Genomic DNA, 17,487 nt, shown 5'->3' on the forward strand with positions numbered 1-17,487 from the left:
ATACCGATCTGGCGGACGCCGAAGCCGTACAGGATGTCCAGGCGATCGAGCTCGTTCTCGATCATCGTCGCCGCTTCCAGCCCGGCCACCAGCGCGAGCTGCCCGCCCGCCTTGGCCTTCTCGATCTCCGCGACCGTGCGGGCCAGGACGACGAAGTCCTGCTTGGCGAGGTCGGCGAAGCGTAGGCCGAGGTCGTAGATGACGTCGTCCCACTTCCAGCCGTGCTCGCTGGTGACGCAGTTGGTGCCGTTCATGAAGTTGTCGAAGAGCGCGGTCATGCCCGAACGCGACAGGCCCTCGTACCCGAGCACGTTGCGCCCTGTCCGGTTGTAGTCGCGCAGTTGCGTGACGTCCGCGGTCAGGACCTTGGGGTGCTCGTGCAGCGAGATGGCAATGTGCTCGGTCAGGAGGCGGCTGACTCGCACGGACTGCTCAGCCGACAGGCCCAGGTCGTACGCGGGAACACGGTCGAGTTCGGGGGCGAGGTCGAAGACCTTGAAGTCGGTATGTGGCTCCAGATAGTCGAACGACCGGTATCCCCGATAGCGATGGTTGGGGGGCTGCATGGGAGCACCTCCGAAAGGTTTGACCTTAAACGTCTGAGGTGCAACCTTCCATAGGAGACCTCTGGGCTACAAGAAGCCGGATGTGACATTCGGGTTACGGCGGTCAGGTGTACGGCGCGGGTCCCGGGGGTGTCCGGTGGCGAAACACGGGGCGGGGACGGAGTTTTCGCGCGGTCGCCGGGTTGGCGGAGATCTGTGGGTATGAGCGGGATCACACTTGGTGGAATCGGCCGATATCTCACATAGTGGTCGTATAATCACAGACCGTGACACTCGGGATCGTGTCGGGCTCGCGAGAACCCCTCATCCAAGGGGGAGAGGCAGCCGCTCAAGCTCAGGCTCTCGCTCCAGGCCCGGCGTTCGCCGCCGGGTGCCGGAGATCGGCCGGGTACGGGCGAAGACGGTCGAGTGCGCGTTCCGGGGAGCTTGCCGGGTCCGCTCGGCGAGCCGGGAGGGTGTCAGTCCTTCTTGCGCTGGCGGATCAGGCCCATGAACCCCGGGCTGGGCTTGAACTTCGCCGTCCAGGTCTCCGCGATCTCCAATGGCTCGCCGGTCTGTGGGTTGCGCCCGGTCCGTGCGGGTTTGTGGACGATCTCGAAGGATCCGAACCCGGGGATCGCCACCTTGTCCTCGGCCGCCACCGCGGTCTGGATCGTCCCCAGGATCGCGTCGAGAGCCGCGGCCGTCTGCCGTCGGGTGAGACCGGCCTCGGCGGCGGCCTTCTCGATCAGCTCGCGCTTGTTCATCACATCTCCTTGAGCGTGGAGACCCCGGGCCTCAAGCCGTGGGGAGGAGGTCAAGGAGAAAGTTAACGCCATCCCCACCCGATGAATCGAGCCCCGCCCTCCATCGGTCGCCGGTGGGGCGGGGCCCGCCCGGTTCGTGGGACGGGCACCCGCCCCCGTTCAGCGGTCGGGCTGGGCGGCCAGCCGTTCCGCCTCGGTGTGCAGTGCCTCGACGAGGATGAGCTCCAGGCGGAGATCTTCGTCAACGAGGCCGACCAGAACATCCATCGAGCCTCCCTGACTAGTCTGACGCCCCAGTGACCGCAGAAGTTGACAGTCGTACCGAACTGGACTCGGTCGTGGTCCGACCCTGAGCGTTCGCCTACGCGGGGACGAGCTCCGCCAGATCGACGTGCTCTCCGACCTCGCGGATGTTCATGCAGTACGCCACGAGAACCCGCCGCCCGTCGATCCGGCGGGTGACCAGCAGACAGGGGCCGTCGTGAACCACGATGGCCTCAACCTCTATGCCCTGAGGGCTTCGCCAGATACCCATGAGCCCGAGGCTACGGAGGGCCGGGTAAGGGCGGGGTAACCAAACGGGCATATCGTGATGCACAGTACGGGTCATGTGGATCTATCCGTAGGCTCTCCGATGATTAACCCAGTCGCTTTGGGTAACAGGACGCTGGAATTACCGTCATCAGGGAGAAAACACCATGGCTTTGCCCAAGCTCACCCCCGAACAGCGTCAGGCCGCTCTGGTCAAGGCCGCCGAGACCCGCACGGCCCGTGCCAAGCTTCTCGCCGAGGTCAAGAACGGCGCCCTCAGCCTGGAGCAGCTGCTTGGCCGCGAGGACGACATCGCCAGGCGCATCAAGGTCTCTCAGGCTCTCCGGGCGCTGCCCGGAGTCGGAACGGTCAAGGCCGCGCAGCTGATGGCGCAGGCCGATGTGGACGAGGCGCGCCGGCTGGGCGGTCTCGGCGCCCAGCAGCGCCGCAAGCTCATCGAGGCCGTCGGCCGCTGAGGCGCCGCCCGCCCCCGCGCGGTCGCGCCTGGGACGCGCCGCGGAGCGCGGGACGGGTACGGGAAGGCCCCGCCGTACGGATCAGGGGGAGATCCGCACGGCGGGGCCTCGGTCGACGACCTGGTCATCGCGCTCGCCCGGGGAACCGTTCCATGCCCCGGAAGTCGTCTGGGCGAGCCCGGTCCGGAGAGTCAGTGAGCCTCTGCGAACTGCTCCTCCTCCGTCGACCCCTTCAGGGCCGTGGTGGAGGAGTCCGGCGCGATGGCCGTGCTGACCAGGTCGAAGTATCCGGTGCCGACCTCGCGCTGGTGGCGGGTGGCGGTGTAGCCGCGTGCCTCGGCGGCGAACTCGGCCTCCTGGAGCTGGACGTAGGAGGTCATGCCGTCCTCGGCGTAGCCCCTGGCGAGGTCGAACATCGAGTGGTTCAGCGAGTGGAAGCCCGCCAGCGTGATGAACTGGAACTTGTAGCCCATGTGGCCGAGCTCGCGCTGGAACTTGGCGATGGTGGAGTCGTCCAGGTGCTTCTTCCAGTTGAACGAGGGCGAGCAGTTGTAGGACAGCATCTGGTCGGGGTATTCGGCCTTGATGGCCTCGGCGAACTCGCGGGCCACGTCCAGGTCCGGGGTGGAGGTCTCCATCCAGAGCAGGTCGGAGTGGGGCGCGTAGGCCAGGCCGCGGGCGATGCAGGCGTCCACGCCGTTGCGGACCCGGTAGAAGCCCTCCGCGGTGCGGTCGCCGGTGGTGAACGCCTGGTCACGGGGGTCGACGTCGGTGGTCAGGAGCGTCGCGGCCTGGGCGTCGGTCCGCGCGATGACCAGGGTCGGCACACCCAGCACGTCCGCGGCCAGGCGAGCGGCGCTGAGGGTCTTGATGTGCTGGCCGGTGGGGATGAGCACCTTGCCGCCCAGGTGGCCGCACTTCTTCTCCGAGGCGAGCTGGTCCTCCCAGTGCACGCCCGCGGCACCCGCGGCGATCATGCCCTTCATCAGCTCGAAGGCGTTCAGCACGCCGCCGAAGCCGGCCTCCGCGTCGGCCACGATCGGCGCCAGCCAGTGTGGCGCGTCCTGGTCGCCCTCCGACCAGGTGATCTGGTCGGCGCGCAGCAGCGCGTTGTTGATCCGGCGGACCACGGCCGGAACCGAGTTGGCCGGGTAGAGGCTCTGGTCGGGGTAGGTCTGCGCGCCGAGGTTGGCGTCGGCGGCGACCTGCCAGCCTGACAGGTAGATCGCCTTCAGGCCGGCCTTGACCTGCTGCACGGCCTGGTTACCGGTCAGCGCGCCAAGGGCGTGCACGTAGTCCTCGGTGTTCAGCAGGTCCCACAGCCGCTCGGCGCCGAGCCGGGCGAGAGTGTGCTCCTCCTGGACGGACCCCCTGAGTCGAACCACGTCCTCGGCCGTGTACGTCCGCTCGGTGCCCTTCCAGCGAGGGTTGGTCTCCCACTCGCGCCGCAGCTCGTCTGCGGCTCCCTTGAGGCGATCACTCATGGTGTAACTCCTTTTCGTCCCCTGGGTGCCTTACCTCGAGTGTGTGCCTCGACAAAACGGTCGAACAAGGCCGACTCCAGCGAAAGAATGAAGATTCTTCCCCTGTCATCAATACTCATCGGTATTCAGATGGGAAGAACTTCATAGTTTTCGCTATGGACTAGACCAATTCCGGTGGCGCGCTTTGCGGCTTGCCGGTCGTGGGTCGCCGGAGGCCGCCGCTCGGGATTTCGCCCCGCGGTCGCCACTGCCGTCACCGCGGTGCCCTGAAGGTCGCGGCCCCCCGCCTCCTCCGTCCTGCGGGGCCGACCGGAGTTTCCGGCGCGGGTGCTGCGGCGTTCTCCCAGGTGGCGCGCGTGGCTGTGAAATTTCCTAGGAAATTTCGTTTAGCATCGTGCTATGGCATCTTTGGTGGGTGAAGAACCGCTTTCCTTGACGCAGGAGCTCGATCTCATCGCGTTCGGCCAGCGTCTCAGGCACCTGCGCAAGCAGCGTGGCCTCACCCTGTCCGACCTGGGGGAACGGGTGAACCGCGCGCCCAGCCAGCTCTCCCTGCTGGAGAACGGCAAGCGCGAGCCGAAGTTGTCGCTGCTGAAGTCCCTGGCCGCCGCGCTCGGCGTGCCGATCGAGGAACTACTGCGCAGGCAGGCCCCCAACCGGCGGGCGCAGCTGGAGATGGCCCTGGAGGAGGCGCAGCGCGACCCCCTGTACGCCGGGCTCGGCCTGGCCAGGCTGAAGGTCTCCGCGCGCGTCCCCAACGACGTGCTCGAACACATCCTCGGCCTCTACGGGGAGTTGCGCTCACGCCAGGCCAAGGGCACCGCCACCCCCGAGGAGGCCCGTGCGGCGAACGCCGAGCTCCGCCGCAAGCAGCGTGAGCAGGGCAACTACTTCGCGGAGATCGAGCGGGCCGCCGCCGAGGCGCTCGCCGCGGTCGGCTACCGTTCCGGAGCGCTGTCGCAGAGCACGGTGCAGGCGCTGGTCAGCCACTTCGGCTACACCGTGCAGACGGTCCAGGACCTGCCGCGCACCGTGCGCTCCATCTCCGACCTGCGCAACCGGCGCATCTACGTCAAGCACGAGCAGGTCGGCATGCACACCCCCCGCACGATCCTGCTGCAGACCCTCGGCCACCTCTCCCTCGGGCACCACAAGCCCCGCGACTTCGCGGACTTCCTGCGCCAGCGGACCGAGGCCAACTACTTCGCCGCCGCCGTCCTGGTGCCCGAGGCGGCCGCCGTGCCGTACCTGAGGGAGGCCAAGAAGGACCGGGCGCTGAGCGTGGAGGACCTGCGCGACGTGTTCGCCGTCTCCTACGAGATGGCCGCGCACCGCTTCACCAACCTGGCCACCCACTTCCTCGACCTGAGCTGCCACTTCGTCCGCAACAACGCCGGCGGGATCATCTACAAGGCGTACGAGAACGACGGCATCGTCTTCCCCGCCGACGAGCAGGGGGCGATCGAGGGCCAGCGCATGTGCCTGCAGTGGTCCGGGCGCCAGGTCTTCCTGTCGCCCGACCGCTTCTCCGTCTACTACCAGTACTCGGACTCGCCCACCGGCACCTACTTCTGCGTCGCCCACGTCGACCCGTCGCGCGAGCGTGACTTCGCCATCACCCTCGGTGTCCCGTACCGGGAGTCGCGCTGGTTTCGCGGGCGCGAGACCACCAATCGCACCAAGTCGGACTGTCCCACCGGCGACTGCTGCCGCCGCCCGCCCGCCGAGCTGACCCAGCGCTGGGAGGGATACGCCTGGCCCTCGGCCCGGGGCAACTCCCACATCCTGGCCGCGCTGCCGCCCGGATCCTTCCCCGGCGTCGACGAGGCCGACGTCTACACCTTCCTGGAGCGCCACGCCATCCGCTGAGCGCGCGATCCGGGCACGGTGGTCACTCCGAGGGCGGGGGCGTCCGGCGCAGCGTCAGGGACGGGTGGCCGTGGAACCGGTAGGCGCCCGCGCTGTCGGGGGCCTGCCCGCGCATGGAGCGCAGCACCTCGGCCGGGGGCTCACCGGTGAAGCAGCGCCGGTAGAACTCCCGGGCCAGGCCCCCGCCGACCGGCCAGAGCGGTTCGACGACCCCGCTCGCGCCCGCGAGCAGGAACGCCTGGGCGTCCCCCGGTTCCTCCAGGAAGACGAACGGGGCACCGGCCAGGTCACGGCCCAGCGCCTCGGCCGCGGATCCGCCGGCTGTGAGGTGGACGATGTCCGGCCCCTGGCCGAGCACGCCCAGAACGTCGCCGAGCGCGGAGGAGACCTGCGTGGCACCGTACTCGGTCACCAGCGGGTGCGCCTGCGCCTCGTCGTACACCACCGCGACGTGATCCGCCCGCGCGCTCACCGGGGGCGGCAGCTCGGGGCGCCGGCCACCGAGGGGCCAGCGGCCGGTCACCGTCTGGCAGTTCAGATAGCGGGGGAGCGACGGATCGTACGGATGCTCCAGCACGGCCAGCTCCCAGGGCACGTGCGGCTCCTGGGAGAGGAACAGCACGCTCGGGCGGCGCGGTGCCACCCGGCCGGCCACCGCGTTCAGTAGTTCCCAGAAACCCCGGGGCACGCGCGAGCCGACCTTCCGTCCCAGTTCCTCGGAGAGGTGGCCCTGCTCGGTCAGTTGCCGGCCGAACTCCGAGGCCCGCATGCCGAGGTCGCAGAGCTCGGCCCGGTCGGGGGTGACGAAGTGCGGCGACCGGTAGGTCCACCACAGCCGTCCCGGCTCGTCACCGTGGACGATGGACACCGTGACGTCCGCGGGCTCGCCCACGAGGGCCGGACGGATCCGGGTGCCGGCGACCGGCTCGGGTGGCTCCTCCCGGCCGAGCCTGCCGGGCGAGCCGTGCAGCGTGATCGAGCGCAGGCCGAACCCGACCACCTGGCCGCGCACCGAACAGATCGCCTGGATCTGCCGGGCGACCTCGGGCTCCTGCTGCGCGAGGGCGACAAGGTTGACCACCGCGCGGGGGTAGGGCGACGCCGCGTCGACGCGCAGCCGTACCTGCCATCCGCCCGGTGCGTCGAAGCCCTCGGCGATGAGCTGGATGTCCAGATCGACCGGCTCGCGCGGCGCTGCGGTGCCGTCCTGCCCCTGGCCCGGGGCGACGCCGATCGACACCTCCGTGCCCCAGCCCGAGACCGACTCGGTGGGCGCCTCGATCAGCGGGATCCCCTCCCACTCCCACTGGGACTCGGGCGCCGGGGCGGGCGCATCCCCGCGCCGCCTGCGAAAGGCCCCGGTCAGCCGGTCGAGCATCGAGGAACCTCGGCTCCCGGCGGGCGGCGTCGGCGGTGCCTGCGGGGACGGTGCCTGTGGGGACGGTGCCTGTGGGGACGGTGCCTGCGGTGCGGCGCCCGCCTGGTCGGGGCGCATCCAGTCGACGCTCATGGCGCCGGTGGGGGGCAGGTTGTCGTATCCGCCGTCGTACGCGGCCCCGAGCTCCTGCGGGCCCGTGTCGGCGAGCATGGGGACCACCTGCTCGGCGACGAGGCCGTGGTCCAGGTTCAGCAGCGCGGAGAGCCGGTTCCAGGCCGGGCCGTACTGGGCGATCAGCATGATGATCGCGTCGGCCAGTTGCCCCGGAGGCCGGCTGCCGGCCTCTGCCAGCAGCGGATCCAGCCGGTCGCGAAGTTCCGCGGAGGCACCCCCCATCAAGCTGTCGAGTTCGTCGCGGACGGCGCGTGCCGCCCGCAGCACGGCTACCGGGTCCATGCCTTCCCTCCTCGTGCCGGACTGGACTGATCTTCCCACCTGCGCGGTGAGGACGGGAGCCGGTACTTGTGCGGAATCAGCGCCACATAAGGTGATACCCGTAAGTACCGAGGTGATGGGAAGGGTGGGCTGTGCTGCCTGAGGTCGAGGCATGGCTACGCGAGCGCACCTCATCCTCGGGCGACTGGTCGCTGCCGGAGCTGCTGAGAGCCAAGGGTGAGACGACGATCAGCGTCGTGTTGCCCGCGCGCGATGAGGAGGAGACGGTCGGGGAGATCGTCACCGCGATCCGCCACGACCTGATGGAGGCCGTGCCGCTCGTCGACGAACTCGTGGTCATCGACTCCCGCTCCGTCGACGACACCGCGGTACGCGCCGCGCGCGCCGGGGCGACGGTGATCGCGCAGGACGAGATCCTGCCCGACCTCAAACCGCTGGACGGTAAGGGCGAGGCGCTCTGGAAGTCTCTCGCCGCGACCTCCGGCGACCTGCTCGTGTTCATCGACGCCGACCTGCGCGAGTTCCGCACGTCCTTCGTGACCGGGCTGCTCGGCCCGCTGCTCGCCGACGAGGCGGTGGTCTACGTCAAGGGCTGCTACGACCGGCCTCTGCAGAACGTGCAGAGCGGCGGTGGCCGGGTCACCGAGCTCGTCGCGCGCCCCCTGCTCAACCTGCACTGGCCGCTGCTGGCCGGATTCGTGCAACCCCTCGCCGGGGAGTACGCCGGGCGCAGGTCCGTGCTGGAGAGCGTGCCCTTTGTCACCGGCTACGGCGTGGAGCTCGGCCTGCTGATCGACCTGCTCGACCTCGCCGGGCTCGACGCCCTGGCCCAGGTGGACCTGGGCCGCCGGGTCCACTCCCACCAGTCGACGGAGGCGCTCGGCGGGATGGCCGCCCAGATCCTGCAGACCTCCTGGTCGCGCCTGGAGCGCCAGAACATGATGGTCTCCCTGCACAGCCCCTCTCCCCGCCTGGCCCAGTTCCGCCGGGGCGCGAGCGGCCACCAGGTGAGCGTCCGGGACGTCGCCGTCGCCGAACGCCCGCCGATGATCACTGTTCCCGGCTACCGCTCCGCTCGCTGACCACGCCGTACGAGCGTGATCCCGGGCGGCGTACGGAGCCCGCGATGCCGGGGAGCGCGTGGCCCGGTGGCATTCCCGCACGGCGGTGGACGGAACCCGCGACGGCGGTGAACGAGGCCTCCGGGAGCGGGGCCGCTCGCCGGTCGGTGCCGGAGAAGGGGCGGTCCTCCGGTTGCGTGGAGCGATCCGTCCGCCGGTAAAGTTTGGGTGTTACCGTTGGTAACGCACCCTGAGGAGGCGTGGACGATGAGCGAGAGCGGCTTCTGCCCGGAGCTGAGTGACGACGTGCGCGAGGTGCGGGACTGGGTGCACGACTTCGCCCGCTCGGTGGTCCGCCCGGCCGGGGCCGAATGGGACGAGCGCGAGGAGACCCCCTGGCCGATCATCCAGGAGGCCGCCAAGATCGGGCTCTACTCCCTCGACTTCTTCGCCCAGCAGTGGTTCGAGCCGAGCGGGCTCGGGCTGACCGTGGCCTTCGAGGAACTCTTCTGGGGGGATGCGGGCATCGGCCTGTCCATCGTCGGCACCGGCCTGGCCGCCGCGGCCCTCTCGGCCAGTGGCACCCCCGAGCAGTTGGGCGAGTGGCTCCCGCAGATGTTCGGCACCCCCTCGGAGGTCAGGCTCGGAGCGTTCTGCGCCTCCGAGCCCGAGGCCGGCTCCGACGTGGGTGCCATCCGCACCCGCGCCGTCCCCTCGGGCGACGACTGGATCCTCAACGGTGTGAAGAGCTGGGCCACCAACGGCGGCATCGCCGACGTCCACGTCGTCGTCGCCTCCGTCGACCCGTCTCTGGGCACCCGCGGTCAGGCGTCCTTCGTCGTCCCGGCCGGCACCCCCGGCCTGTCGATGGGCCAGAAGTTCAGGAAACACGGCATCCGTGCCTCCCACACCGCCGAGGTCGTCCTCGACAACGTGCGCGTGCCGGGCTCCTGCCTGCTCGGCGGCAGGGAGAAGCTCGACGCCAGGCTCGCCCGCGTCCGCTCCGGCGAGCGGGCCGGGGAGCAGGGCGCGATGCGCACCTTCGAGACCACCCGCCCCTCGGTGGCGGCCATGGCGGTCGGCATCGCCCGCGCCGGATACGAGTACGCCCGCGACTACGCCCGCGAGCGCGAGCAGTTCGGCCGCAGGATCGGCGAGAACCAGGCCGTCGCCTTCCTGCTGGCCGACATGGCCACCCGCGTCGACATCGCCCGCCTGATGACCTGGCGTGCCGCCTGGATGGCCCGCAACAACCGCACCTTCGGCCAGGCCGAGGGCTCCATGTCCAAGCTGGTCGCCGGTGAGACCGCGGTCTGGGTCACCGACCAGGCCATCCAGATCCTCGGCGGGGCCGGCTACACCCGCGACCACCCGGTCGAGCGCTTCCACCGCGACGCCAAGATCTTCACGATCTTCGAGGGCACCAGCGAGATCCAGCGCCTGATCATCGGCCGCGCCGTCACCGGCCTGCCCGTTCGCTGAAAATGCCCGTTTCAAGAAACCGGCTCTGAGGGGCGTTTTGGACCCCTGGTCCGTCACTGGTCCGTCAGAGCCGGAAATGCGTCTCAAGCGCCCGTGCCGGGCAACCGCGCCGAAGTCACACAGAGTGATGGTCGGGGTCGAGGGTCACCCGCTGCAGTAGACCTCGAAGACGGCTGCGGCGGTCGTGCGGAGCGCGAGCCCCGATCGTCCCTGCCTGGCTCCAGGGATCAGAAGTTATGGGCGATGATCGTGTTCACCAGGTCCGGCCCGGGGAAGTCGGCCACCACTACGCCGGTCCTGGGCACGCTCCCCGTGGCCAGGTAGGTCAGCGCCCGCTCGTTCATCCCCGTGACGCCGAGCGCGCCGTAGGCGATCGACTTGGGCAGTGCCCCGCCGGAGGCGCTGAGGTGGTTGACGTAGAGGATTCCGCCGGCGCCGGCGCCCGCCTGCTCGAACTGGGCGCGCGCGGCGTTCCACTTCTGGGGGATGTGGAAGAGCGTCGGCAGTTGGTAATCGTCCTGGAGGTCCATGCGGTCGCCGTTCCAGCGCGGCCCGTAGCCGTGACCGCTGCCGAAGTCCTGCAGGATGACGATGCGCCCTCTGGTCTCCCCGAGGGTGGGGATCCGGCCGTCGTATCCTGCGGGCGGCCGCCACAGATGGTCACGCAGTAGGTCCCGTGTGTCGGGGTTGTCGTTGATATACCAGTTCAGGGTCTGCTCGTAGCTGCGGGTGTTCTCGGCGGCCGTGTGCTCCTGCTTCAACCGCATCAGCACCGACTCCCGGGGGTGGCCGGCCAGGAAGGCGGAGACCGAGCGCACCACGTCGGTGAAGTTGGCGCGCAGGTATTCGGCGCCGTGGTGGATCGGGAAGGCGTCGCGGTAGTGCCGGGTCCGGATGTCCAGCATCCGCACACCGGCCTGAAGTTGGACGGGCAGCGCGCTTTCCTGGGTGAGTGAGATGATGGACGCCTGGTACGCCATGGTGTCGTGCGTACCCGGGATCGACAGCGCGGCCAGGCTCGCGCCGTCGGGGAGCCCGCTCATCCAGTCGGGGTTCGACGCCAGCTGCAGGTCGCCGCTGTGCCGGCCGGCCGCCCACGCCGGGGCGGCGGGTGCGGCCACGGCGAGCGCCATGGCGACGATGAGCGAGATGAACGCGGCCAGGACGCGCAACCCGCCCCGGCGGGCCGGGGCGGGCGGACGGGGAGCCAGGGTGATCACGGTGCCTCCGTGGGGGGATGGGGAGCACGCGCCAAGTAACCCTACTGATCAGTAAGGTGGCGGGAACAGCATGGCACGGTGAGGGCGGCGGAGCCAGGCCTGAAGCCGAGCCGACCGGCCCCAGGCACGGCGAGCTCCGGTCAATCGCTATGCCCGGCTGTCGCAGCTCGGCCGGGCTGCCGTACCGCTTTTCCCGGGACTCCGCCGGTTTCGTGCGAAACGGTGTCAGCCCCCACCGGGTTTTGGTCGCGACCGGGTCTTTTCCATGGTGGTCTGCCTTGCCGGTCGGACGACGGTGGCCGGGGGCTCCCTCTTTCGAGGGGATGAGCGAGGTCCAGCGCCTGATCATCGGCCGTGCCGTCACCGGCCTGATGCGGCGTGCTGTGCGGCGCGGTGGCCGAAGACGACGGCGAGGGCGATGGTCGAGCCGGGGCCGGGGCAGATGTGGCCCGAGGCCAAGGCGGTGGTGTTGTCGTGGTGATCGTGTCGCGGTGAATCGCGGCGGCCGAGCCTGCCCGCCGTACCTGCGGCGGGGGGACCGGCGTCGTGATCCGTCGAGCGGTCATGGCGCTTCCGATAGCAACCGGACTATATAGTCCGGTTGCTATCGGAAGCGCTGTGACTGTCACGCGTCGACCCAACAGAGGACCCAGCGCCGCGGCGGAGAACCGGGCGGCGCTGATAGCGGCCGCCCGCGAGGTCTTCGCCGACGCCGGATACGACGCACCGCTCACCACGGTCGCCCGCGTGGCCGGGGTCGGTCAGGGAAGCCTCTACCGGCACTTTCCGGACCGCATCAGCCTCGCGCTGGCCGTGTTCCAGGACAGTGTCGCCGACCTGGAGGCGCTGGCCGCCGAACCCGGCACCACCCTCGCCGACATGCTGGCTCTGCTCACCGAGCAGACCATCGCCTCGACCGCGTTCATCGACATGGTCAGCGTGCCCTCGGCCGGCGATCTTCGCGTCGTCGAAGTGCGCGACCGGGTGGCGGACCTGCTGGCGGGCACACTCGCCGAGGCCCGGCGCGCCGGTGAACTCCGCGAGGACGTCACCGCCGATGACCTGGTACTGGCCGTCGGCATGCTCGCCGGGCTCCTCGCCAGGCTCCCGGCCTCCGAGCGGCGCACGACCGCCGAACGGGTGTGGACGCTGCTCCGTCACGGGATCGAGCCCTGACCGGGATCACCCGGCCCAGCCGGTCGGCGCCGAGCGCCTGACCGGCCTCGGGCGGATGAGTGCCGCACGACTCGCGGACGGGCCGGGGCGGAGGTGAGATGAGGTCTCTCACCTGACAGGTTCGCGACGGCCGCTTCGGCGAGGTGGCGGCCTGGTGCCCGTGTCACCGATGGGTCGATGCCGGCTCTGCTTCGATCGTTCGGAAAGGGGCGGGCGTCACAGAGGTGTGGCGCGTACCCACCCGCGGTCGTCGTTCAGGAATCCGGAGATGGTCAGGCCCACCTGGTTGAGGGAGTGTTCCAGATAGTCGTCGTCGAGGCGGTGGCTGACGAAGGTCTGGGTCCAGCGCCGCTCGCCGATGGTGTACTCCATGGTGGCGTCGAGCAGGTCGGGGGCGGGGCGGCTGACCTGCGTCATTCTGACGGTGCGATCGGGGCCGGCGTCGCGTTCGAACGGCTGGACGGTGTCGTACCACTCGGGGGGTTGGCGCTGCAGGATGACGCAGCCGTCGGCGGAGACGTGCGCGCCGCAGGTGCGCAGGAACGCGGCGCGCAGGTCGTCGTCGGCGGTTTCGATGACGAACGACATCAGCAGCACGAGGTCGAAGGTCCTGGGCAGGGCCAGGGTCTGGATGGGAGAGCACACGGTCTCGGCGCCGCGGATGTGGGCGAGCATCTCGGGCGACTCGTCGACCGCGACGACCTCGTGCCCGAGTTCCAGCAGGCGGTGGGTGATCCGGCCCACGCCCGCGCCGAGTTCGAGGATGCTCGCCCCGGCCGGGATCGAGGCGTGGATGAGTTCGGGTTCGCCCCTGGGGGTGAGGGTGGTGTAGTAGTCGACCGAGCAGCCGTCCGGGGTGATCGGGCCAGGGCCCGTGCCGTGGTAGAGCCGTCGTGGAGTCATGATCTCCATTCTGTGCGGCGGCGCGCCGGGACGCGGGCCGAGAGAACGGGGTTATGACCTTCACGTGATGGTCGCTCCCGGGCACCGGCCGGGCCGTCCGTCGTCGACGACATCACGTGGCGAAGCCCATCCGATGGCGGGGAGACGATCTCCGGTTCGGCCCGCCGGGGAAGCCGTTGAGGATTCCCGATCACCGCATCAGCTCGCCGCTGGTTGTATGCAAAAGCCTGTCATTTTTCTCCCACAGTGCCATTGTGGGGGAAAATTTGGTAAGGCTGTATACATGTCGACAGTCGATAGCCTGCGCGGCCTGATCCTCAGTGGTCACTACGAGCCGGGTGACCACCTCGGTGAGGTCGAGCTGGCCGAGGCGCTGGGCGTCAGCCGGACCCCGATCCGCGACGCGCTGCGGCGGTTGCAGGCCGAGGGGCTGGTCGAGATCACGGCCAACAAGGGCGCCAGAGTCGTGGTGTATCCCCGCGCCGATCTGGAGACGATCTTCGAGCTGCGCGCCAGGATCGAGGGGCTGGCCGTCCGGCAGGCGGTGGCCGTCGCGACCGAGCAGGACATCGCGGGCCTGCACGAGCTGGCGACGACCCTCGCCGAGCACGCCGGCCGCCGCGACGTCGAGGCGGTCTACCGCCTCAACGCCGACTTCCATCAGGCACTGGTCAGGCTCGGCGGCAGTCAGGTGCTGGCCCAGTCGATCAGCTCGCTGGTCCACTCACCCGTGTTGCTGCGCACCTACGGAGCCTTCGACTCCGAGGCCATGCGCCGCAGCGTCAACCATCACATCGAGATCGTGGCGGCCGTGCGCGCCGGAGACCCCGAATGGGCGGAGGCCGTGATGCGCGCCCACCTGTTCTCCGCCCGCGCGTCCCTGCTCGGTCCCCGTCGTCAGGAGAACAACACTTGAGAGGCCTTCCGCTCGGAGACATCCGAGTCGTCGAGCTCGGCCAGCTGCTCGCCGGGCCGTTCTGCGGCCAGCTGCTCGGTGACTTCGGCGCTGAGATCATCAAGGTGGAGGACCCCGGCCGGGGCGACCCCATGCGCCAGTGGGGCCGGGAGAAGCCGTACGGCCGGTCGCTGTGGTGGCCGGTCGTGGCCCGCAACAAGAAGTCGGTCACCTGCGACCTGCGCACCCCCGAGGGGCAGGACCTGCTCATCAGGCTGGTGGAGCGGGCGGACGTGCTGCTGGAGAACTTCCGGCCCGGCACGCTGGAGCGCTGGGGCATGTCCCCGGCCCGGTTGCACGAGATCAACCCCCGCCTGGTCATCACCCGGGTGACCGGGTTCGGTCAGAGCGGCCCCTACGCCCCCCGAGCCGGATACGGCTCGATCGGCGAGGCCATGGGCGGCATCCGCCACGTCACCGGCGACCCCGACCGGCCGCCGGCACGCGCCGGCATCTCGCTGGGCGACTCCCTGGCCGCCACCCACGCCTGTGTCGGCACGCTCGTCGCGCTGCACGAGCGCGAGCGCAGCGGCAGGGGCCAGGTCGTCGACTCGGCGATCTACGAGGCGGTGCTCGCCATGATGGAGTCGATGGTGCCCGAATGGCAGCAGGCCGGCTACCAGCGCGAGCGCACCGGCACCGTGCTGCCCAACGTCTCGCCCAGCAACGTCTACCCGACCGAGGGCGGCGACACCATCCTCATCGCCGCCAACCAGGACAGCGTCTTCACCCGCCTGGCGACCCTGATGGGCCGGCCCGAGCTGGCCGCCGACGAGCGCTACGCCACCCACGGCGCGCGCGGCGCGAACATGGCCGAGCTTGACGAGATCATCGCCGCCTGGACGGCGGGGATCCCCGCGGACGAGCTGCTTCGGTCGCTGCACGAGGGCGGTGTCCCCGCCGGGCGGATCTACACGGCCAAGGACATGTTCGCCGATCCGCACTTCGCCGCCCGTGAGGCCATCGTCCGCGTCCCGCACCCGGACTTCGGCGAGCTGGCCATGCAGAACGTGGTCCCCAAGCTCTCCGACACCCCCGGAAGCGTGCGCAGCGCCGGGCCCGCGCTCGGGCAGCACAACGAAGAGGTCTACCGCGGGCTCCTCGGCCTGACGGAGGCGGAGTTCACCGGCCTGTCGGCTGCCGGAGTCATCTGAAACAGAGGGAGCCCTCCATGTCCCCCCCGCCGTCCGCGTCCTGGCGCCCGAGGAACCTCTCGCGCGCCGCGCGGAGGGTGCCCGTCATCCCCGGAGCCGCGGGTGATCAGGGACCACGACGAGGTGTACGGGCGTTTCCGTGGACACGCTCGTCATCGTGGCCGCCGGCCGAGTGCCCGCCGACGACGTAGTTCACCGGCAGGGCTCTGCCGTTCGGCGGGGTGATCGCGCGAGAGCCGAGCCGGTTGCCCAGCGCCGGGTTGCCGTTGCTCATGTCGGCGTCCACGCAACACCGTGACGCCCTTCTCGGCGATCGCCTTGCTGGTGTTGCGCGGGTGCGAGCAGTTGCGGCTGAATCCGTGCTGGGCGAGCATCAGGGCCGTGGCGGTGCCGTTCGGCAGGTACCAGGTCAGGTTGTGCGAGGTTCCCGCGATGGTCGTGGAGTCGGTGCTACCGGCCCTGCCACGCGGGGACGTCGTCCTCGTCCCACTCCAGTTCGTCGATCAGGTCGACCACCCCGTGGACCCGCAGCGCCATCCGGGCCGCGATCAGCGCGTCACTGTGCCGTGCCATGTGACCGCTCAGCTTCGCGATGCCCTGCTTGACGGTGACCTTCACCTGGGAGGTGTCCACCCACAGGGAGTGATCGAGAACGTCCTCCCTGATTTCGCGGGCGATCTCGTCGTCCGTGCGCAGGAACACCTTGAGCAGGTCCTGACGGCTGACGATGCCCTCCAGTCTGCCCTCACGGTCGACCACCGGCAGGCGCTTGACGCCGCGCTCGTCCATCAGCCGCATCGCCGACACCACCGGGGCGTTCGGGGCGATGGTCACGGCGGGCGCGGTCATCAGCTCGGCCGCGGTGTCGCCCTGGGCCTTCTCCTTGGCCGAACGCCCCTCTCGGCTGAGCCGGTACCGCAGCCGGGCGCGCAGCGGCGGCCGGTAGCCCTCGCGGTAGTACTGCTCCTTGAACTCCTCCTTGGCCAGCAGGTCCGCCTCCGAGACGACGCCGAGGACATGGTTCTCGGCGTCGACGACCGGCACCGCGCTCACCCCGTGGGCGATGAGCACCTCGGCGACGTCCTTGAACGGCGTGCTGCCGTTGACCGACGCGACAGCTCGCGTCATGACCTCGTTCACCTTCACGCGCATCGTTTCCTCCTCGAAGGGGTGGAATCCTCTCCTTCATTGGACAGCGGGACCCGTCCCAGGGTGAGGGTCGGAAGTCCTTCATCGGTGGTCTTTCGGTCCTGATGAGGCATTCGGCGTTCGGGTTCGATTGACAATACGCAAAGTGTGATGTGCAATATTTCGCATGCCGGTCCCGAAAAGCCAAGGTCTCGTCGCCAGATCCCTGCTGCGGGAGGACGCCTACCGTGCCCTCCGCGACGCGATCGTCGACGGCACCCTCGCGCCCGGCGAACGTCTCAACGACGCCGATCTGATCAGCTGGCTGGGCATCAGCCGCACGCCGATCCGCGAGGCACTGGCCCGTCTCGAACAGTCGGGTCTGGTGCAGACGAAACCGGGCCGGTTCACCATCGTCAGCCCGCTGGACGACAGGGAGACCCGCAACGCCCAGTCCGTCGCCGCGGCCATGCACGAACTGGCCGTGCGCGAAGCGGTGCCGGTGCTGTCGGGTGAGGAACTCGACCTGATGCGTCAGGCCAACGAGCGGTTCGCCGTGGCGCTGCGGCGCGGTGACGTCGACGGGGCGCTGGCCGCCGATGACGATTTCCACCAGGTCGCCGTCACGGCGTGCGCGAACAACGTGGTCAGGTCGGTGCTTGAGCAGGTCACCCCCGCGCTGCGCCGAGTCGAGCGGCTGCGCTTCTCCTCGCTCACCGGCAGGGGATCGGTGGAGATGCACGACGAGATCATCGCGCTGTGCGCGGCCGGAGACGCCGACGGCGCCGCGCTGGCCGCGCGGGCCAACTGGCAGACCCTCGCACCACTACTGGACTCGGCGACCGGGGACGCGGCCGGCGGCGCGTGGAAACTCTCAAGCTGAATCGCCCCGGAAACTCAAG

16 protein-coding genes and 1 pseudogene are annotated in these 17,487 nt (G+C 69.8%); 8 read left to right on the forward strand and 9 right to left on the reverse strand.

Translation table 11 applies throughout. From position 1 onward, the window contains the following. The 3 genes and pseudogenes from ABT130_RS28285 to ABT130_RS28295 form a co-directional block, all read right to left on the reverse strand. A pseudogene (locus ABT130_RS28285) lies at window positions 1–566 on the reverse strand (membrane dipeptidase); the annotation flags it as partial. A 458-nt stretch (window positions 567–1,024) separates the two neighbouring features. Next, on the reverse strand, window positions 1,025–1,312 hold the full coding sequence (locus tag ABT130_RS28290) for an HU family DNA-binding protein (RefSeq protein WP_030909250.1): 288 nt from the start codon (window positions 1,310–1,312) through the stop codon (window positions 1,025–1,027). Window positions 1,313–1,673: 361 nt separating this feature from the next. Beyond that, the gene (locus tag ABT130_RS28295; protein ID WP_350920360.1) at window positions 1,674–1,847 is read right to left on the reverse strand and encodes a hypothetical protein; all 174 of its coding nucleotides are present in this window, start codon (window positions 1,845–1,847) and stop codon (window positions 1,674–1,676) included. A gap of 163 nt (window positions 1,848–2,010) precedes the next feature. Between ABT130_RS28295 and mihF the strand changes: the two genes are divergently transcribed. Next, window positions 2,011–2,319: an integration host factor, actinobacterial type gene (gene mihF / locus ABT130_RS28300; protein WP_350920357.1), complete on the forward strand. Its 309-nt coding sequence runs from the start codon at window positions 2,011–2,013 to the stop codon at window positions 2,317–2,319. Between the two features lie 191 nt (window positions 2,320–2,510). On the opposite strand, the gene aceA is transcribed toward mihF, so the two are convergent. Then, window positions 2,511–3,803, reverse strand: coding sequence for an isocitrate lyase (aceA, locus tag ABT130_RS28305; protein ID WP_030909255.1), 1,293 nt, complete (start codon window positions 3,801–3,803; stop codon window positions 2,511–2,513). Between the two features lie 399 nt (window positions 3,804–4,202). On the opposite strand from aceA, the gene ABT130_RS28310 reads away from it, so the two are divergent. Further along, entirely contained in the window at window positions 4,203–5,672 is a 1,470-nt protein-coding gene (locus ABT130_RS28310; protein ID WP_451935806.1) for a helix-turn-helix domain-containing protein, read from the forward strand. Between the two features lie 22 nt (window positions 5,673–5,694). On the opposite strand, the gene ABT130_RS28315 is transcribed toward ABT130_RS28310, so the two are convergent. After that, complete coding sequence (locus ABT130_RS28315) at window positions 5,695–7,506, reverse strand: hypothetical protein (protein ID WP_350960259.1); 1,812 nt, start codon at window positions 7,504–7,506, stop codon at window positions 5,695–5,697. Between the two features lie 131 nt (window positions 7,507–7,637). Here ABT130_RS28315 and ABT130_RS28320 point away from each other — a divergent pair, with 131 nt between their 5' ends. Together ABT130_RS28320 and ABT130_RS28325 are read left to right on the forward strand one after the other, a co-directional pair. Next, window positions 7,638–8,588 carry a glucosyl-3-phosphoglycerate synthase gene (locus tag ABT130_RS28320; RefSeq protein ID WP_350920351.1) on the forward strand — a complete coding sequence of 317 codons (951 nt, stop codon included), beginning with the start codon at window positions 7,638–7,640 and terminating at the stop codon, window positions 8,586–8,588. Between the two features lie 246 nt (window positions 8,589–8,834). Further along, window positions 8,835–10,049: an acyl-CoA dehydrogenase family protein gene (locus ABT130_RS28325; RefSeq protein ID WP_350920348.1), complete on the forward strand. Its 1,215-nt coding sequence runs from the start codon at window positions 8,835–8,837 to the stop codon at window positions 10,047–10,049. Window positions 10,050–10,276: 227 nt separating this feature from the next. Here ABT130_RS28325 and ABT130_RS28330 read toward each other — a convergent pair whose 3' ends face one another. After that, window positions 10,277–11,269 (reverse strand): phosphatidylinositol-specific phospholipase C, encoded by a 993-nt coding sequence (locus ABT130_RS28330; RefSeq protein ID WP_350960261.1) that lies wholly within the window; start codon window positions 11,267–11,269, stop codon window positions 10,277–10,279. A gap of 618 nt (window positions 11,270–11,887) precedes the next feature. On the opposite strand from ABT130_RS28330, the gene ABT130_RS28335 reads away from it, so the two are divergent. Further along, window positions 11,888–12,445 (forward strand): TetR family transcriptional regulator, encoded by a 558-nt coding sequence (locus tag ABT130_RS28335; protein ID WP_350920342.1) that lies wholly within the window; start codon window positions 11,888–11,890, stop codon window positions 12,443–12,445. A 216-nt stretch (window positions 12,446–12,661) separates the two neighbouring features. On the opposite strand, the gene ABT130_RS28340 is transcribed toward ABT130_RS28335, so the two are convergent. Next, entirely contained in the window at window positions 12,662–13,348 is a 687-nt protein-coding gene (locus tag ABT130_RS28340; protein WP_350920339.1) for a class I SAM-dependent methyltransferase, read from the reverse strand. A gap of 283 nt (window positions 13,349–13,631) precedes the next feature. Here ABT130_RS28340 and ABT130_RS28345 point away from each other — a divergent pair, with 283 nt between their 5' ends. Both ABT130_RS28345 and ABT130_RS28350 read left to right on the forward strand, forming a co-directional pair. After that, window positions 13,632–14,264: a GntR family transcriptional regulator gene (locus ABT130_RS28345; protein WP_350920336.1), complete on the forward strand. Its 633-nt coding sequence runs from the start codon at window positions 13,632–13,634 to the stop codon at window positions 14,262–14,264. Next, the gene (locus ABT130_RS28350) at window positions 14,261–15,457 is read left to right on the forward strand and encodes a CaiB/BaiF CoA transferase family protein (RefSeq protein WP_350960264.1); all 1,197 of its coding nucleotides are present in this window, start codon (window positions 14,261–14,263) and stop codon (window positions 15,455–15,457) included. Before ABT130_RS28345 ends, ABT130_RS28350 begins: the two co-directional genes overlap by 4 nt. A gap of 106 nt (window positions 15,458–15,563) precedes the next feature. Here ABT130_RS28350 and ABT130_RS28355 read toward each other — a convergent pair whose 3' ends face one another. Next, the gene (locus ABT130_RS28355; protein ID WP_350960267.1) at window positions 15,564–15,743 is read right to left on the reverse strand and encodes a hypothetical protein; all 180 of its coding nucleotides are present in this window, start codon (window positions 15,741–15,743) and stop codon (window positions 15,564–15,566) included. A gap of 164 nt (window positions 15,744–15,907) precedes the next feature. Next, the gene (locus ABT130_RS28360) at window positions 15,908–16,609 is read right to left on the reverse strand and encodes a CBS domain-containing protein (RefSeq protein ID WP_350960269.1); all 702 of its coding nucleotides are present in this window, start codon (window positions 16,607–16,609) and stop codon (window positions 15,908–15,910) included. A gap of 163 nt (window positions 16,610–16,772) precedes the next feature. On the opposite strand from ABT130_RS28360, the gene ABT130_RS28365 reads away from it, so the two are divergent. Beyond that, the gene (locus ABT130_RS28365) at window positions 16,773–17,468 is read left to right on the forward strand and encodes a GntR family transcriptional regulator (RefSeq protein WP_350920324.1); all 696 of its coding nucleotides are present in this window, start codon (window positions 16,773–16,775) and stop codon (window positions 17,466–17,468) included. Window positions 17,469–17,487 lie beyond the last annotated feature (19 nt).

The organism is Streptosporangium sp. NPDC001681, from assembly GCF_040298085.1.
In the GTDB taxonomy this organism is placed as follows: Bacteria; Actinomycetota; Actinomycetes; order Streptosporangiales; family Streptosporangiaceae; genus Streptosporangium.

What these genes read in the sequence shown, in the direction of transcription:
- ABT130_RS28290 (WP_030909250.1), bottom strand. Translation starts at nt 1,312, where the DNA reads ATGAACAAGCGCGAGCTGATCGAGAAGGCCGCCGCCGAGGCCGGTCTC.
- ABT130_RS28295 (WP_350920360.1), bottom strand. Translation starts at nt 1,847, where the DNA reads ATGGGTATCTGGCGAAGCCCTCAGGGCATAGAGGTTGAGGCCATCGTG.
- mihF (WP_350920357.1), top strand. Translation starts at nt 2,011, where the DNA reads ATGGCTTTGCCCAAGCTCACCCCCGAACAGCGTCAGGCCGCTCTGGTC.
- aceA (WP_030909255.1), bottom strand. Translation starts at nt 3,803, where the DNA reads ATGAGTGATCGCCTCAAGGGAGCCGCAGACGAGCTGCGGCGCGAGTGG.
- ABT130_RS28310 (WP_451935806.1), top strand. Translation starts at nt 4,203, where the DNA reads ATGGCATCTTTGGTGGGTGAAGAACCGCTTTCCTTGACGCAGGAGCTC.
- ABT130_RS28315 (WP_350960259.1), bottom strand. Translation starts at nt 7,506, where the DNA reads ATGGACCCGGTAGCCGTGCTGCGGGCGGCACGCGCCGTCCGCGACGAA.
- ABT130_RS28325 (WP_350920348.1), top strand. Translation starts at nt 8,835, where the DNA reads ATGAGCGAGAGCGGCTTCTGCCCGGAGCTGAGTGACGACGTGCGCGAG.
- ABT130_RS28340 (WP_350920339.1), bottom strand. Translation starts at nt 13,348, where the DNA reads ATGACTCCACGACGGCTCTACCACGGCACGGGCCCTGGCCCGATCACC.
- ABT130_RS28345 (WP_350920336.1), top strand. Translation starts at nt 13,632, where the DNA reads ATGTCGACAGTCGATAGCCTGCGCGGCCTGATCCTCAGTGGTCACTAC.
- ABT130_RS28360 (WP_350960269.1), bottom strand. Translation starts at nt 16,609, where the DNA reads ATGCGCGTGAAGGTGAACGAGGTCATGACGCGAGCTGTCGCGTCGGTC.
- ABT130_RS28365 (WP_350920324.1), top strand. Translation starts at nt 16,773, where the DNA reads ATGCCGGTCCCGAAAAGCCAAGGTCTCGTCGCCAGATCCCTGCTGCGG.